The 15,544-nt window shown below is 69.8% G+C and carries 11 protein-coding genes; 4 read left to right on the top strand and 7 right to left on the bottom strand.

Annotated features, from left to right (window positions below; translation table 11 throughout):
* Positions 1-64 precede the first annotated feature (64 nt).
* Positions 65-460 carry a MerR family transcriptional regulator gene (locus tag ACWCSD_RS13355; protein WP_397161969.1) on the top strand — a complete coding sequence of 132 codons (396 nt, stop codon included), beginning with the start codon at positions 65-67 and terminating at the stop codon, positions 458-460.
* A 53-nt stretch (positions 461-513) separates the two neighbouring features.
* Here ACWCSD_RS13355 and ACWCSD_RS13350 read toward each other — a convergent pair whose 3' ends face one another.
* On the bottom strand, positions 514-2,190 hold the full coding sequence (locus tag ACWCSD_RS13350; protein ID WP_449914742.1) for a protein kinase domain-containing protein: 1,677 nt from the start codon (positions 2,188-2,190) through the stop codon (positions 514-516).
* Between the two features lie 170 nt (positions 2,191-2,360).
* Here ACWCSD_RS13350 and ACWCSD_RS13345 point away from each other — a divergent pair, with 170 nt between their 5' ends.
* Complete coding sequence (locus ACWCSD_RS13345) at positions 2,361-3,545, top strand: sensor histidine kinase (protein WP_449914740.1); 1,185 nt, start codon at positions 2,361-2,363, stop codon at positions 3,543-3,545.
* Positions 3,542-4,231, top strand: coding sequence for a response regulator (locus ACWCSD_RS13340; protein ID WP_387682754.1), 690 nt, complete (start codon positions 3,542-3,544; stop codon positions 4,229-4,231). The genes ACWCSD_RS13345 and ACWCSD_RS13340 overlap by 4 nt, the downstream gene beginning before the upstream one ends.
* 8 nt (positions 4,232-4,239) lie before the next feature.
* On the opposite strand, the gene ACWCSD_RS13335 is transcribed toward ACWCSD_RS13340, so the two are convergent.
* The 5 genes from ACWCSD_RS13335 to fxsA form a co-directional block, all read right to left on the bottom strand.
* Positions 4,240-5,136: a CPBP family intramembrane glutamic endopeptidase gene (locus ACWCSD_RS13335; RefSeq protein WP_449914737.1), complete on the bottom strand. Its 897-nt coding sequence runs from the start codon at positions 5,134-5,136 to the stop codon at positions 4,240-4,242.
* 207 nt (positions 5,137-5,343) lie between these two features.
* Entirely contained in the window at positions 5,344-8,034 is a 2,691-nt protein-coding gene (locus ACWCSD_RS13330; RefSeq protein ID WP_449914734.1) for a P-loop NTPase fold protein, read from the bottom strand.
* Positions 8,035-8,045: 11 nt separating this feature from the next.
* Positions 8,046-9,314 carry an MFS transporter gene (locus tag ACWCSD_RS13325; RefSeq protein WP_449914731.1) on the bottom strand — a complete coding sequence of 423 codons (1,269 nt, stop codon included), beginning with the start codon at positions 9,312-9,314 and terminating at the stop codon, positions 8,046-8,048.
* 152 nt (positions 9,315-9,466) lie between these two features.
* A complete protein-coding gene (locus tag ACWCSD_RS13320; protein WP_449914729.1) occupies positions 9,467-11,419 on the bottom strand; it encodes an nSTAND1 domain-containing NTPase in 1,953 nt (650 codons plus the stop codon).
* An 86-nt stretch (positions 11,420-11,505) separates the two neighbouring features.
* Positions 11,506-11,661 carry an FxSxx-COOH cyclophane-containing RiPP peptide gene (gene fxsA / locus ACWCSD_RS13315; RefSeq protein WP_358300759.1) on the bottom strand — a complete coding sequence of 52 codons (156 nt, stop codon included), beginning with the start codon at positions 11,659-11,661 and terminating at the stop codon, positions 11,506-11,508.
* Between the two features lie 238 nt (positions 11,662-11,899).
* Between fxsA and fxsT the strand changes: the two genes are divergently transcribed.
* Entirely contained in the window at positions 11,900-14,338 is a 2,439-nt protein-coding gene (gene fxsT, locus ACWCSD_RS13310; RefSeq protein ID WP_397161976.1) for an FxSxx-COOH system tetratricopeptide repeat protein, read from the top strand.
* On the opposite strand, the gene ACWCSD_RS13305 is transcribed toward fxsT, so the two are convergent.
* Complete coding sequence (locus tag ACWCSD_RS13305; RefSeq protein WP_449914725.1) at positions 14,292-15,539, bottom strand: HEXXH motif domain-containing protein; 1,248 nt, start codon at positions 15,537-15,539, stop codon at positions 14,292-14,294. The genes fxsT and ACWCSD_RS13305 overlap by 47 nt on opposite strands.
* Positions 15,540-15,544 lie beyond the last annotated feature (5 nt).

Genomic DNA, 15,544 nt, shown 5'->3' with positions numbered 1-15,544 from the left:
GTTAAACCTCTGGGCCCCGGCGCATCATGGCGCCGGGGCCCCTGTTCGCATTCGGGAAGGTTGAATGGATCAAACACCTCAGGCAACGGTCACCGCGTCCAGGCGGGAGCGGCCCAGCCCCACCGGCGATCACCCGGTTCAGGAGGTCGAAGCGGCCGGCAGTCTCGGGCAGCGGCTCGATGACGAGGACTATCCCGCCTACAGCATGGGCCGGGCCGCCGAGCTCCTCGGCGTCACCCCGGCGTTCCTGCGCAGCCTCGGCGCCGCCAAGCTGATCGAGCCGCTACGCAGCGAGGGCGGGCACCGCCGTTTCTCCCGCTACCAGCTGCGCCTGGCCGCCCGTGCCCGCGAACTCGTCGACGCCGGCACCCAACTGGAAGCGGCCTGCCGCATCATCATCCTGGAAGACCAGCTCGCCGAGGCGCTGCGCATCAACGAAGAACTCCGCCGGCGCCACTGACCGCCTTCCGCCCCCGGCCACACCCGGGGGCATCAGGACCGGCCGTTCGGTCGTCAGGTGTCGAGTCTGGCCGCCTGCATGGCGCCCAGTCGCCGCACGAACAGGACGGTGACGATCGCCGTCGGTACGACCAGCACGTGCACGGCCACGCTGGCCCAGGTCGCCCACGTGAATTCGTACCTCAGGCCAAGGGTGTCCTCGTACGTCTCGGAGTCGTAGTCCTTGGTGAGGAGTGTCGTCCACTCGATCCAGAACAGGGGCCAGGTCAGGAAAGTGACCAGCCACAGGGCCCACCATGTGTGCAGCAGACCGGCCGGGGCTGTCGTGCCGCCGCGTCCGGGGGGGCTGGAGGCGTGCCAGATGTCGTCGGCGATCTGCTTGGGCAGCCACAGGTTGCCGATCGGGATGAACCAGCCGAATACGGCCATGGAGGGGCGGTAGCGCAGCCGACCGGGCGCGAGCCGTTCGGCGACGACCCGTATCCGGAAGAACCAGAGCAGCCAGGACGTCGTCAATCCCACGCCGGAGACGACCTGGGCCGCCAGCATGATCTGGCCGACCGTCTCAGTTTCGTCGTAGCTCTCCACCGGGTGCCACCGTCTCGCGTCGTCGGCGAAATCGAGCTGGTACACCGCTGTGCTCACGGAGATCAGGGTGAAGAGGGCAAGCAGCACATAGGCGGCGATCTGGTAGCCGGTGGCGGAGTGCAGGGGGTCACGGCCGCGCATATGGCGGCGTTCGTTGACCAGCAAGGGCTGGGGCGCCCCCGGCGGATTCGCGTGGCCGGACGGTGGTGGCGCCATCGCTCGGGGGCCGCCACCGTCGGTCGCGGTGGCCGGGTCGTGAAGGGCCGTCAGCGCCAGGGTCCGGCGGTCGGCGATGACCTGGGTGAGCGCCTCAGGCAGCCACCGCCCCTGGTCGGGCGAAGCGAGCGCGGTGAGCCGGGTCAGCACCTGCTCCAGGCCGGGCCGGGCGGCGGGGTCCTTGGCCAGGCAGGCCGCCACCAGAGCGGCCAGAGGGGCTGGCACTCCCTGAAGATCGGGCTCGGCGTGCACCACGCGGAAGACGACCGCGTGGACGGGCCCCGTCCCGAAGGGGCTGCGGCCGGTCACGGTGAAGGCGAGCACGCAGCCGAGCGAGAACACGTCCGAGGGCGGCCCGACCTCCCGGCCCATGGCCTGTTCGGGGGACATGAACGCGGCGGTGCCCAGCACGGTGGAGGTCTGGGTGTGGCTGGTGGCGTCCAGGGCGCGGGCGATGCCGAAGTCGATCAGGCGGGGCCCGTCCTCGGCAAGGATGACGTTGCCGGGTTTGAGGTCGCGGTGCACCATCCCGCAGGCGTGCACGGCGGCGAGTCCTTCGGCCAGCCCGGCGCCGAGCACCGCGGCCGACTCCACCGGGAGCGGCCCGTGCTCGTCGACGGCTTGGTGCAGGGAGGGGCCGGGGATGTAGGCGGTGGCCAGCCACGGCCGGACGGCGTCGGTGTCGGCGTCCACGACCTGGGCGGTGTAGAACCCGCCGACCTTGCGGGCGGCGTCCACCTCGGAGGTGAAGCGGCGCCGGAAGTCGCCGTTGCCGGCCAGCTCCGGGCGCACCACTTTGACGGCGACCAGGCGCCCGCCCGGGGAGCGGCCCAGGAACACCTCTCCCATCCCGCCCCCACCGAGCCTTGCGTGCAGCCGGTAGGAGCCGATGCGAGCCGGGTCGCCGTCGCGTAGGGGGTCGGTCATGGTGACTCATTCCTCGTCGAGATCATCGCCGGTCGGTGTCGATGATTCCAAAAGAGGGGCCAACAGGATCCCGGTGACCGCCTTGCAGGTGCGCCCGTCCGTCATCGGCATCGCCGTCGGCCAGGTCCTGAGTACCGCGGGTACGGGCAGCGGGCCGTTAGACTACCCCGGTGTTCGCGCGCGTTCCCCTGGCCGTCCGCTCATGGCCGGCCTGGTGGAGAGCCCAGCCGTCCTTGGTCAAGGACGGCGCGCTCGCGGCGACGCTCACTGCGCTGGCCTTCGTACCGACGCTGTCCGTCATCGGAGCCCAGCTCAGTGACCTGCCGAAGCGACCGGCCGACGCCTTGGCGGTGGTGCTGACCGTGGCGCAATCGGCGCCGCTGGCGTTCCGCAGCCGTCACCCGGCGGCATGCCTGGCCGTCATCGGCGCCGCCTTCGCCGTTCATCAGGCGCTCTGCTGTCCGCCGACGTTCGCCAGCGTCGGCTTCTACCTGGCCCTGTATACGGCCGGAGCCCAACAGTCCCGGCACCGTCGCACGCTCGCGGCGGCGGTGAGCGCCGGCTACGCCGCACTCGCGATCGTCCTGAGCCGGCTGGGATCCCCCAACCGGATCCCGGACTTCGTCGCCTTCTACCTGGTTCTGGTCGTGATCTGGATGGCCGGAGCCGGGATGCGCCGGCGGCGGGCCGAGGAGGCCGAACGGCGGCGGCTCGGCGCGCTGGCGGCCGGCGCCGACGAACGCGCCCGCATCGCCCGTGAGCTGCACGACGTGGTCACCCATCACGTGACCGCCATCGTGGTGCAGGCCGACGCCGCGCAGTTCCTGGTCGGCGCCGCACCGGAACGCGCAGGACAAGGGCTGGCCGCCATCAGCGACACCGGCCGGCGGGCGCTGACGGAGCTTCGGCATCTGCTCGATGTGCTGGAGGCGACCGGCGACGACGCGCTCACGGCGCGTACGCCGGGCCTCGGCGGTATCGCCGACCTGGTCGAACAGGCCCGCGTCTCCGGCCAGCCCGTCGAACTGACCGAGCACGGCGAGCGCCTGGCTCAGCCCGTCGACGTCGAGCTGGCCGCGTATCGGGTGGTTCAGGAAGCCCTCACGAACGCCATCAAGCACGCGACCGGCCGGCCCACCAGGGTCACTGTCCACCACCGCGCCGGCCACATCGACATCGAGGTGACCACCGACGGGTCCGCTCTGGTGGAAGGTCCCGCCGTGCCGTCCGGGGGGCGAGGGCTGGACGGGCTGCGCCGCCGCGTCCAGATGCTGAACGGTGAGCTGACCGCCGGCGCCCGGCCCGGGGGCGGGTTCACCGTCCGGGCCCTCATCCCCCTCAGGAGCACCGCATGACCAGTACGCCGATCCGGGTGCTCATCTGTGAGGACCATGAGCTGGTGCGCACCGGCTACACCACGATCTTCTCCGCCCAGCCCGACATGGAGGTCGTCGGGGACGCCGCGGACGGCCGCGCGGCGCTCGAGGCCGCCCGGCGGCTGCTGCCGGACGTCGTCGTGATGGACATCCGGATGCCCGTCCTGGACGGCATCGAGGTCACCAGGCGACTGGCCGGGCCAGGCGTCGCCGCTCCGGTGAAGGTACTGGTGGTGACCACGTTCAACGTCGACGAGTACGCCTACGAAGCACTCAGGGCAGGCGCCAGCGGCTTCCTGCTCAAGGACGCGCGGCCGAAGGAACTGGTGGACGGCGTACGCACCGTCGCGCGCGGCGACTCCCTGCTCGCGCCCGCCGTCACCCGGGCCCTCATCGGCCACTTCGCCGAGCGCCTGCGCCCCACCGACTCCGCCCGGCCGGCCCTGCAGGAGGTCGTGCGGGCGCTGACCCAGCGGGAGCTGGAAGTACTGGAACAGCTCGCCGAGGGCCTGTCCAACGCGGAGATCGCCACACGACTGTCCATCAGCATCGAGACCGTCAAGACGTACGTGTCGCGGATCCTGACGAAACTCGACCTGCGCGACCGTGTACAGGCGGTCGTGCTCGCCTACCGGGTGGGATTGGTGGCCGCCGATCAGGGTTGACACGGCGGTCAGGCGGAGGGCTCGGCGCGGTGCGGCCGAGGCCGGATCCGGCCGGCGCGGGCGGCCCGCCGCAGCAGGAGAATCGTGGGCACCAAGCAGACCAGCAGCGCGAAGAGGCTGGCCTCAGGGCCGAAGACGCCGCCGGTCAGCGCGGTCGGGCCGGACAGCGTGACGTTCAGCAGGCCCTCAGGCGGCGCGGCCGATCCGGAGACCGTGACACCGAAGATCCCGGCTTGGGCGAAGTTCCAGGCGAAGTGCAGGCCGATGGGCAACCACAGCGAGCGGGTGGCGACGTAGGCGGCGGCCAGCATGGCTCCGCCCGTCAAGGCGATCGCGAACACGCCCCACAGGGTGGCGTTGCCGTTGACCAGGTGCATCGCACCGAACAGCAGCATGGATACGACCAGGGCGATCACGGTGCCGGTACGTTCCTCCACGATGCGGAACACCACCCCGCGAAACAGCAGTTCTTCGGTCACGGCGACGCCGGCCATCAGCCCCGCGGCGCCGAGGAAGCCGCCGAAGGAACCCCAGGACAGCTCCTGCCAGCCACCGAACACCGCGATCAGCGCCATCAGCCCGGCGAACAGGCCCGACCCGAGCAACATCCCGCGCCACAGCTGGGACCATCGCCGCGTCTTCCCGAGTTCGGGGACGTCCGGACGCAGCTCGACGACCCGGCACAACCAGCGGTAGCAGATGACGGCGATGATGGCCAGGCCGATCCCCACCGGCAGGGCGAGGATCGGTACGGGCGAGACGAGTTGGTTGATCCCGGTCGTCACCGACATCACGCCGAACAACGCGACCAGCAGGACGGGGAACCGGAACCTGCGCAACCGGTCACGGCCCGTGGCCGAACCGGCGTGCGAAGGGGTGGTTCTCGGATGCTCAGGGGACGCCACGATCGCGATCCTTTCGATCAGATGTCCGCGGTGTCTTCCGCGGCCTAAGTGAGGCTAGGGATCGGAGCCGGGCATGCCATCCCCCTGGAACGGACACAGCGGTAGCTCTCACGAGGGATCAGGATCCGTCCCCCGCCTCGCCGGCCTGCGCACCGGCAGCGACCGCCTTAGATCCAGTTCTGACACCCTTCGAGGTCAGGCATCAGGTCACTGCTGTCCAGAACCCCCTTCGGCGAAGTGCTTGAGCAGACGGTGGTGCACGAACTGGTACTCGTTCGTCGAGAGCCGGCGGAGCAGCCCGGCCCTGACCAGTTCCTCCAGCGACTGCGGCACCTGCCGGCCGTGCTTGCCGTGGTGCCGGAAGATGTTTCTGATCTCCCGGCTCTCGTCGTCGAAGCTCGTCCCATCCCGGGAGATCAGGTGTCGCGCGACGTCACGCAGGATCTCCTGCAGTGCGGGCCCGTCATCGAGCATCGCCATCGCACGGTCGGCGTAGAGTTCGACGAGATCGCGCCCGTCCGCCGATGCCTCGCGCAGCCACGAGTCGGTCAGGTTGGCCAGCAGCGCGGGCGCGCCCGCGAGCTCCTCGGCGTCCGCCGCCGACCCCTTCCACGCGCCCAGGAGGCGCGACATCTCCTGCTCGGTGACCCCCTTCACCCGCACCTTGACGAAGTCCTGGTGCACTACCAGCGGATGGCCCGGGCCAGGATGGCGATCGGTGACAGTGATCTTTGCCCCGGTCACTTCGTGCCAGCGCACCACCTCCTGAGCGATCTTGTCGCGGTCGGCGGGGTCGGCCACCTCGTCCAGCCCGTCGAGCACATAGATCAGGCGTTGCCGGTTGACCATGGCGAGGGCTTCGGTGATCGGCGTCCGGTACTGCTGGACGAGCGCATGAGTCATCCACATCTCGAACCCTGGACGGCTGAGGTCCAGCGACCGCAGGCTCACGAAGACCGGAACGGGACCACCGCCCTCCTCCAGCAGGCGCAGAGTGATCCGGGCCGCGAGCACTGTCTTGCCGGCGCCTGACGCTCCGACCACGAGCAGGCCCCGGTCCCAGCGGGCGACGAGGTCGTCCAGCGTGATCGCCCGGCCGTCCATGTCGAGATCCTGCGCCAGCACGGCGCCCCCGGCGGGGAGCAACTGTCCGACCTGCCGCTCCACCCGCTCGGCGAGCACCGCGAGTCCTTCCGCCAACTCCCCTCTGGCGGCGGCGACGAGCGGCTGGCCCACCGGCGGCACCGCCTTCGACTCCTCCTCGCTGTGCTCCGGGATGGGGGTGGATCTCACCAGATCGATGTACGCGCTCACGTCCGCGGGCACAGCCCGATGGGAGTCCCGGAACCTGGAGATGAGCTGAAGGGGCAACGGACTCCAATCGAGTTGCCGTCCTTCCTCGGCGGTGTCGAGATCCTCCTTGATCCGCTGCAACAGGCTGGCGTCCTGGGCCAGCCTGGCGTAGAACTCACCGTCTCCCTCCCTGATCAGCAGGATCGCCGCCAGGGTGGAGACGTCGTACGGAGACAGCTTCCTCGCCTTGGCGATCCGGTCCTGCAATATCAGGACGTTGAGAAACCGTTTGATCGACCGAGGGTTGCGCGGCAGCCCGATGCGCAGCAAGTCGCGCGTGGGCATGATCTCTTCCGGAAGCAGGCTCCGCAGATAGTCGTCGAAGGCGGCGGCTGACAACCTCGGCATTTCAAACGGAAACTGAATGATCTTGTCCAGATAATGGTCGACCTGCAGCCCCTTGTATTTCTCCCCGAGGGCCACCAGCAGCGGTTCCTTGGCGACGGCCAGGAAGAAGACACAGTTGTCGCGGTTGAAATGGAGCTTGAGCGCCTCCAGCAGTCCGGCCACCTGGTCGCCGGCGCATCGGTCGAGGTCGTCGATGAACACCACGAGCCGCTTCTTGCCCGTCTCCGCCAGAGCTTGGGCGATCAGATCGGTGAGGTACTCATCCAACCGCGCACGATCCGAACGAATACGGAAATGTTGCTCGTCGTACTCCTTGAGACTGCTGCGCACGTCAGCCAGGTTCACCCGGGCCGTCGAGGAGAGCACCAGAGAGCCGAGCACCTCGGAGATGGTCCGCAGCGTGCGCGCAACCTGTTCCTTCTTCGCCAGTCCGAGCTCCGCGACGAGCGTGTGGAGCAGCGGCAGCACCGGGTTGTCGTCGTACTGGTGCCGCCACGGGTCGAACCACACGTGTGCGCAGTCGCCGTACTGATCGTCGATCACCTGTCTGACCTGCTTGAGCAGGGAGGTCTTGCCGATCCCCCAATCGCCGTAGACACCGATGACCATGGGCGGAGAGGCGGAGTGGGCAAGCAGCGCCAGCGCCTGCGCGTACTCCGCCCGCCCCAGGCTGTCCGTGACCGCCGGCTCGTCGCTGTGCGTGAATCCGGCCGGGGCCTGCTCCTCCTCCTTGGGAGAGGGGGCCGGTTCCACCAGCGGCCTGCGCCTGCGCCACATCAGCCAGGCGAGGAGCCCCACAAGGAGCAGACCACCGGCGAGATGGGGCCACAGCCGCAGAAGCAGGTGCCGCGGCACCACCCGCAGTTCCCGCCGCGTCACCCCGGTCTCGGCGTAGAGAACCAGTTGCCCGCTTGTCTCCCGCAGCCGTGGCCCCGGCACCAGGGTGACGGTCACGTTCCCGCCCGCCGGAAGCTGAACCGACCCGCCGCCCTGGACGCTCACCGCGCTCGCGGCAGGGCCCGCGACCTGGATGCGGGCCGTCACGGCCGGTCCCGGATTCACGACGGCGACCTGCACGGGCACGCGCGGGAACGTTTCGAGCGAGATGGACAGCGCCGAATTGTCCAGGAACTGGGGAGCACCGAAGCCCGTGCCCACGGCCAGGACCACCACGACAAATAAGCGCGCGATCGGCATGCCTTGATTATTCAGGCTTTCTGCGGGGGCCAGCCGGGCGAAAGCCCTTTTCTGAAGGGCCGAATCATGGTGGCGGCGAAAGCGAGCGTGATCATCGCGACGGCCAACGTGGTGGTGGTGACCCACACGTCCGCGCATGCGTAGAGCAACCCGGCGAGCACCGGGCCGAGCGCCCCTCCGCCGTAGCTGACCAGCCGGGAGACGCCTGCCACCCGAGCCAGCTTGTCAGCCGGCACCCGGCTGATCACCGTACGGATCGTCACGTTGCTCAGCCCACCCGCCACGCCGATCATCAGCAGTGCCAGCGCGAAGGCTCCGGGCGAGAGCGCGGTGGTCACGGCCAGCAGCAGCGCCGCCGCGCACACCCAGGTGTGCACGAGCAACATCGATCGGCCGCGGTGGGTGAGGCCGATGATCTCGGCCAGCCGGTAGGCCGGCACCTTCCCGGCGATCCTCTGGCGTTGCGGCGAGATGAGCGCCCCCACCACCCCGCCCACCCCCGCGGTCGCCAGGATGACGCCGATCAACGCCGGGCTCTCCCGTGTCTGCGTCATATGGGTCACGAACACCACGGTCAGCGCCTGCACGACCAAGTTGATCAGGGCGGTCAGGATCGTCGCGGACCTCAGGAAGTCGTTCGTCCAGATCTCCCTCAGCCCGACGCGGATCTCCTCCATGAGCGAGAGCCTGACCGGCCGGGCCGGGGTCCGCCGCACCGGCGTGCGGGCCAGCGTGGCCGCCGCGGAGAGGAACGCCACCGCGTTCGCCAGGAAGGTCATCGCCGGGCCGTACGCGTAGAGCACCCCTCCCAGCGACCGCCCTGTCAGGCCCACGGCGTGAACGGTGGTCTCGTGCACGGCGAGCGCCGTGTCCACCTCCGCCGGGCGGGCCACCGCCGGGACCAGCGCGATCTCCGCGACGGACGAGAACACCGTCAGACATCCCTCGGCGAAGGCCACCACGAGCAGATGCTCGATCTGCAGGCTGCCCAGGAGCAACGCACCGCAGGTGACGGCCATCAACAGGCCCTTGGCCAGCTCGCACCAGGTCATGACGAGCCTCGGGCCGACCCGGTCGACGACCGTGCCCGCCGGCAGGTAACACAGCAGGCCGGGCAGCGTGGCGGCGCACACCACCCAGCCGGTCCAGGAGGGCGATCCGGTGAGCGCGATGGCGAGCAGCGGGTAGGCCACGCTCAGCGTGCGCGTGCCCATCATCGACAGCGTCGATGCCGTCCAGGAGCGGCGAAAGCCCGCATTGGTGGCGAACAGCGAGGTCAAGCCACTCGGAGCTTGTCTGGTCTCCACCGCCACTCCTGCCGTCCTGTGCTCGAGCACAGTGTCCCGTGATCCGCGGCGGTGGGGTGACGGCGGCTGCATTGTCAGAGACTAAATGATGCACTCCCCGGTGCAGGACATTACCTGCGGGGCTGTCAACGAGTGCGGGGCTCGGTCACGCTCAACCGGTCGGCCTCGGCGGCCAGCCGTGGCGGAAGAAGCGGGCTGGTCGTGCTCTGCCGCGCCCGGCGGGCGAGCCGTACCGCCTCGTCGTGGTTGCCGGCGGCCTCCATGACGCGGGCGGCGCGCAGCAGCGTGGAGCCGTCCTGGACCGTCTCCATGGGCGGGATGGCCCGAACCGCCATGTGCACGTCGCCGCTCAATGCGAGGGCCAGGGCGTACGCGGCCCGGGTCGAGGGTTGCTGGAGCGGACGCACCCGCTCCAGGTCACGCAGCGCTCCGGCGGGCCGTTGCAGGTCGGAGAGGATCTCGCCACGCGCCTGCAGCGCCTCCGGCGCGTTCCCTTCTCTCATCAGCGCGTCGTCGAGCACGTCGACGGCGGTGCGCTCGTGGCCGCCGTACCACAGCGCCCAGGCCAGCTCCGTCTGGATGGCGGAATCGTCCGGGCTGCGCCGCGCGGCCGCCTGCAGCTTCCGGATGGCCTCGTCGGTCCTGCCCTGCCTGAGGAGAACCCGGCCCGTGGCGGTGAGCAGGGTCGCCGCGAGCACGTCCGTACCCGGCTGCGCGACGTACAGCTGAGTGGCCCTGCGGTAGTGGGTCACCGCTTCGTCGAGGTCGTCCCGCAGGTAGGCCACGTCGCCGAGCAGGGATTCGATCGCGGCGCACAGCCGGCCGTCGTGCCCTGCTTCGCGTAACGCCAGCCTCCCGTGCCGGGCGGCCACCTCGAACTCGCCCGCGAGCACGGCGGACTCCGCGAGGCGCAGGCGCTCGTCCGGGCGGATGCGAACCGCGCCGCCGGGAAGGGCGCCGCCTTGGAACAACGCGGGGAGCAATCGTTCGTGCCAGATTCGCCAGCCGGAAGCGTCGGGCACCCTCGCGAGCACATAGCGGTCCGCCAGAGCCTTCAGCACGGGAGCCGGGAGACCGGCTGTCTCCGTCACGGCCTTCGGCGAGGTCACGGCCTTCGGCGAGGTCACGGCCTCCGGCGAGCCGAAGGTCTCGCGCAGTCGGGTGCGGAGCTTTTCCGGGTCGGCATGGAAGTGGTCGGCGGCGACCTCTTCCAGTTGCCGCCGGCAGTAGGCGGCGATCGCCTCGTCGGGGCCGTCGAGGTCGCCGATCAGCTCGGGTCGGGGCGGGCTCAGCAGTGCGGTGCAGGCGATCTGCAGCAGGAGGGGCTCGACCTGGCCGGTCGCGTCGGCCAGGTCGTCCACCAGCCTCTCGGCGACTCCGGGGGCGAAGGTGTGGCCCAGCTCCGCCAAGGGTTTTCGGCAGGCGGCGACGGCCTGTTCGCGCCGAAGTGGACCCAGACGGTAGGGAGGCGTGGTCACGCCGCTGTGCCGGACGACCTCATCCAGATGATCGTCGTCGACCGCGATCAGCAGATGGAAGGGCAGGTCGCCGTCGAGCACGGCGAAGATCTGCTCGACCAGTTGCTCGCAGTGCCGGCGCTGCCGGTCATGGGCGGTGAACAACTCCTCGACCTGGTCGACGACCGCCATGATCGGGACCGGAGCGCCGGAGGCGTCCAGCCGCAGGGGTCGCGTGCGCAGAAAGGCGGAGATCGTCAGGCCGGACAAGTGCGTCGGCGCCTCGTGCGGAGCCCATGACGACAGCAGTGCGAGCACGAACGGGTTCCTGCCACCGCCGGCGAGCGCGGCCGGCACCGAGGAACGCCGTGACACCCTGCCGATCGGCAGCACGTCGGCGCTGTAGGAATCGAGGAGGGGCAGCACTCCGGCGGCGATCAGCGAGCTTTTCCCTACGCCACGAGGGCCGTGCACGATCGTGATCGGATCAGCACGCCAGCGAGCGGCCACCTCGGCCGCCTCGGTCTCACGGCCGACGAAGCGGGCGTCGTCCGCCCTGGCGTAGGCGCGCGTACCGACATACGGCCATGCATCCGGGACCGAGCTGCTGCTGGATCTCATCACCGTGCCTCGCCCCATTGCCGCGATTCTGCCAGGAATACAGGCACCATCCGATGGCAGATGGAGAATTGTCGCAATCGATATGACTATATGGCCGAGCTCCAGCCGGCGACGGTGAGGTCATCCGGGTCTTCGGCCAGCCGCAGGTAGGCTCGCCTGAGCACCGGAGAGTGAAGGTTCCTGAGTGCATCGAGGTCGATGACGCCGAGGTCGATGATGCCGATCGTGCTCTCTTCTTCCATGCATTCTCCTGGTTTTCGGTCAGCCGTAACCAGCTCCGCGCAATTTGCTTCTTCAGACGATTCTGCGTCGGTATTTTTCAGGAATCAATCTATAAGATGTGAGCAACGAGGACCATGGCCGGAGGACCACGTGAGCGAGCAGGTCAACGAGTACGGGCCGATTCGGATGCCGAACATCTGGGGGAAGATCCCAGCCCGTAACCGAAATTTCACCGGACGTGAGCATTTGCTGGACCGGTTGAGAGAGAGCCTGCATCTGTCGACCACCGCAGCCGTGGTGGCGCACACGCCCGTCCCGCAGGCCCTGCACGGCCTCGGCGGGGTCGGCAAGACCCAGCTGGTCACGGAGTTCGCCTGGCGCTTCCGGGGATCGTACGAGCTCGTCTGGTGGATCTCGGCCGACCAGCCGGCCCTGGTCCCCGCCGCTCTCGCGGGGCTGGCCGCCGACCTCAACTGCGCTCCCGCCAGCGCCGTCGGCATCGAGGAGGCCGCGGCCTCGGTGCGCAGGGCGCTCCAGCGCGGCGAGCCGTACAGCAAATGGTTATTGATCTTCGACAACGCCGACGAGCCCGAGGCGATCAAGGACTTTCTCCCCGACGGAGGGCCGGGGCACGTCCTGATCACCTCCCGCAACATCCGCTGGAGCGCGGCCAGCGAGAGCGTGGCGGTGGACGTCTTCGAGCGGAACGAGAGCATCCAGTTCCTCCGCAGGCGCCTCGAACGCGACATGCCCCACGCCGAGGCCGACGCCCTCGCGCAGGCGCTCGGTGACCTGCCCCTGGCGCTGGAGCAGGCGGCGGCGCTCCAGCTCACGACCGGCCTGTCCACCGACGAGTACCTCGAAGCCCTGGGCGAAGAGACACGGCGGCTGCTCGCTCTGGGCAAGGCCACCGAATATCCCCACTCGATGACCGCGGCCTGGCAACTGTCGGTCCAGGCGATCGAGGAGCGCATGCCCGAGGCCGCCACCGTGCTGCGGTGCCTGGCCTTCTTCGGTCCCGAGCCGATCCCCCGCGACCTGTTCCGCCGCGGCAACAAGACCCAGGGCGCCGCGCGCATCGGCCCGATCCTGTCCGACCCGCTGCTGCTGAGCCGGGCCTTCGGCGAGCTCAACCGGTTCGCCCTGCTCAAGGTCGAGTCCGCCGCCGGCACCGTCCAGGTGCACCGCCTCATCCAGGCGCTGCTGCGCGACTCGGTCGACGAGCGGGAACGCGGCGAGATCCGGCACGAAGTCCACCTGCTGCTGGCCGGTGGCGCGCCCGTCGACCCGGAGGACACCACCAGGTGGGCGGCCTTCCGCGAGCTGCTGCCCCATTTCGAGCCGTCCGGCCTCGCGGACTGCGCCGAGGCGGATCCCCGCAACTTCTGCATCACGCTCGTCCGCTTCCTCTACCGAGTGGGCGACTACCGGTCGGCCAGGACCTTCGCCGAGCATCTCCGCGACACCTGGACGGCCGCCTCGGGCCCGGAGAGCCCCGACGTGCTGCGGATCCGCCGCCATCTGGCCAACGTGCTCTGGCAGCTCGGCGAGTTCGACGAGTCCCGCCTGCTCAACGCGGAGACGCTGGCGCTGATGCAGCGCGTGCTCGGCCCCGACCACGAGGAGACCCTCGGCGCGGCCAACTCCTACGGCGCCTCACTACGCGCGCTGGGCGACTTCGCCGCCGCTCAGAAGCAGGACAAGGAGTCGCTGGCGGCCTTCGAGCGTGTCTTCGGCCCGACCCATCCGGTGACTCTCCGCCTGCTCAACAACCTCGCGCTCGACCACGCGCTGCTCAGCGACTACTTCACCGCGCGCGACCTGCACAAGCTGGCCTACCTGGAGATGAGCGGCGCCACCCACGGCGTCGGCAAGTGGGACGTGCAGAACGCCTGGAACGGCCTGGCACAGGTGCTGCGGCTCTGCGGCGCCTACGAGGAGGCCGTCGACCTGGGCGAGGAGGTCTACGCCTACGGGCTCAGGGAGCTCACCGCGGAACATCCCATCGTGATCAAGACCGCCAAGGACCTCTCCATCGCCCGGCGTGGCGCCGGTGACATCACCGCGTCGCTGGAACTGGCCAAGGAAACGCTCAGCCGCCTGGAAAAGCTCTTCGGCCGGGACAACCCCGACACCATGGCCACCGCGATCGCACTGTCCAACAGCCTGCGCGAGGCCGGCAACCTGGACGAGGCGATGGCGCTCGTCAAGGACACTCTGCCGAGGTATCACACGATCTACGGCCCGCGACACCCGTTCACCTACGGCTGCCGCGCCGACCTCGCGCTGCTCCACCGGCTTCGCGGCGACCCCGAACGCGCCCGGGAGGAGAACTCCGAAGCCTACGAGGGCCTGCTCGCCCGCCTCGGCGCCGAGCACGAGTACACGCTCATGGCGGCCGTCAACCTGGCCTCCGACTACGCCGCGCTGGGCGACAGCCACACCGCTCGCCGCCTGGGCGAGGAGAGCCTGGCGCGGCTGCGCGGGTTCTTCGGCAAGGAGCACTTCCTCACCACCTTCGGCGCCGTCAACCTCGCCATCGACCTGAGCGACACCGGAGCCGACGAGGAGGCGGCCGCGCTGCGAACGGAGATCGTGAACAACCTCCGGCGCATCTCTCGCACTTCCACGCCCGACATGGTCCGAGCGCTCAAGGGCGAGCGGATCGACTGGGACTTCGATCCGCTGTCCCTGTGACGCCGTTCCTGGCGAGCCAGGCCGCTCTGTGCTCGTCCGCCTCCCGCGCCGCCGCCTCGGCGGCGGCGGGCGGCACCGGATCCTTCATCCAGGACGACAGGGTACGGCGGAGCAGTCCGGTGAACCGTTCGCCGACCGGCGTCAGCTTGCCGCTGTCGAGCAGGGTCCCCGTCACCTCCAGCGCGGCTGCGCGCCAGCGTGCGAACTCGATGTGGGGACGCAGTCCGCGCCCGGAATCGCGCTGACGGCGCCAGAATCCGGCCAGGCCGAGGTGTGCGTACGCGCCGTGCAGCAGACCGGACAGCGGGCGTGGATCACCGCGCCAGGGCGCGTAGAAGCGCCGCTCGTCCGGAAGCGTCAGCTCCACCAGGTCGAGTACGGCGTTGAGCTTGGCGTGCTGGAGCTCGTGCGCGAACGTCGACGCGAGCCAGGTGTGATCGGGCGGAGTCGACATCGCCACCGTGCCGAAGGTGACGCGGGACGTCGCGCTGTCCCGGCCGCTCTGGGCCGCCTTGATGGGGGTGAGCACCCGGGCGATCGCGCGCAGCTCAGCGGCGGTCGTCCAATGATGTTTGTCCAGGAGCTCCCAGGCGGCGGCGACGTGACTCCGCCAGCGCCGCAGGTCGTCGGGCGGCAGGCGGCCGTCGATCACTGTGGGACCTGGCCAGCGATGCGGATCCAGATCGTCGACGACCAGCTCGATCGCGCCGTCGGCCGAGCGGATCCGATGGAGCGGAGTGCATCTGGACGTGTCGGTTTCCAGCTCGACGAGCTGGTCCTCGTCCGTCGGCAGGGCGAGCTGCCCCAGCGAGGGCAACGTGATCACCCCGCCCGGCGCGGGAACCTGGACCCGCAGCCGCAGCCCGGCCCGGCAGGCGGCCGCCGCGGCGACCGCACCGAGCTGTGCCACGGCCAGCGGATCCGCCCGTCCAGTGATCAACGCCCGCAGAGTGCTCTTGGCCCACGCACCGACCGCTGGATAGCCGATCACGTACCTGACCGCTTCAGGAGCCTGTGCGGCGATCTCGGCGAGCCGGTCATAGGCAGCTTCCGCCCGCCCTTCCTCCGCCACCCCTCTGAGGAGCAGCAGATGCTTGCTGTACTGCGTCTCGGCCAGGAATCGGGCTGCCTCCGCGCCACCTCCCCCTCGCGCCAGCCGGTCAAGAAGATCTTGAGGGACGGTGTACGAGTCGAGCCGCATGTCGC

It is taken from the genome of Nonomuraea sp. NPDC001684 (assembly GCF_053596515.1).
The sequence above is the reverse complement of the archived record's forward strand: the minus strand, read 5'-3'. Positions and strand labels throughout refer to the sequence as shown.

What these genes read in the sequence shown, in the direction of transcription:
- ACWCSD_RS13320 (WP_449914729.1), bottom strand. Translation starts at nt 11,419, where the DNA reads ATGAGATCCAGCAGCAGCTCGGTCCCGGATGCATGGCCGTATGTCGGT.
- ACWCSD_RS13350 (WP_449914742.1), bottom strand. Translation starts at nt 2,190, where the DNA reads ATGACCGACCCCCTACGCGACGGCGACCCGGCTCGCATCGGCTCCTAC.
- ACWCSD_RS13305 (WP_449914725.1), bottom strand. Translation starts at nt 15,539, where the DNA reads ATGCGGCTCGACTCGTACACCGTCCCTCAAGATCTTCTTGACCGGCTG.
- fxsA (WP_358300759.1), bottom strand. Translation starts at nt 11,661, where the DNA reads ATGGAAGAAGAGAGCACGATCGGCATCATCGACCTCGGCGTCATCGAC.
- ACWCSD_RS13340 (WP_387682754.1), top strand. Translation starts at nt 3,542, where the DNA reads ATGACCAGTACGCCGATCCGGGTGCTCATCTGTGAGGACCATGAGCTG.
- ACWCSD_RS13330 (WP_449914734.1), bottom strand. Translation starts at nt 8,034, where the DNA reads ATGCCGATCGCGCGCTTATTTGTCGTGGTGGTCCTGGCCGTGGGCACG.
- ACWCSD_RS13355 (WP_397161969.1), top strand. Translation starts at nt 65, where the DNA reads ATGGATCAAACACCTCAGGCAACGGTCACCGCGTCCAGGCGGGAGCGG.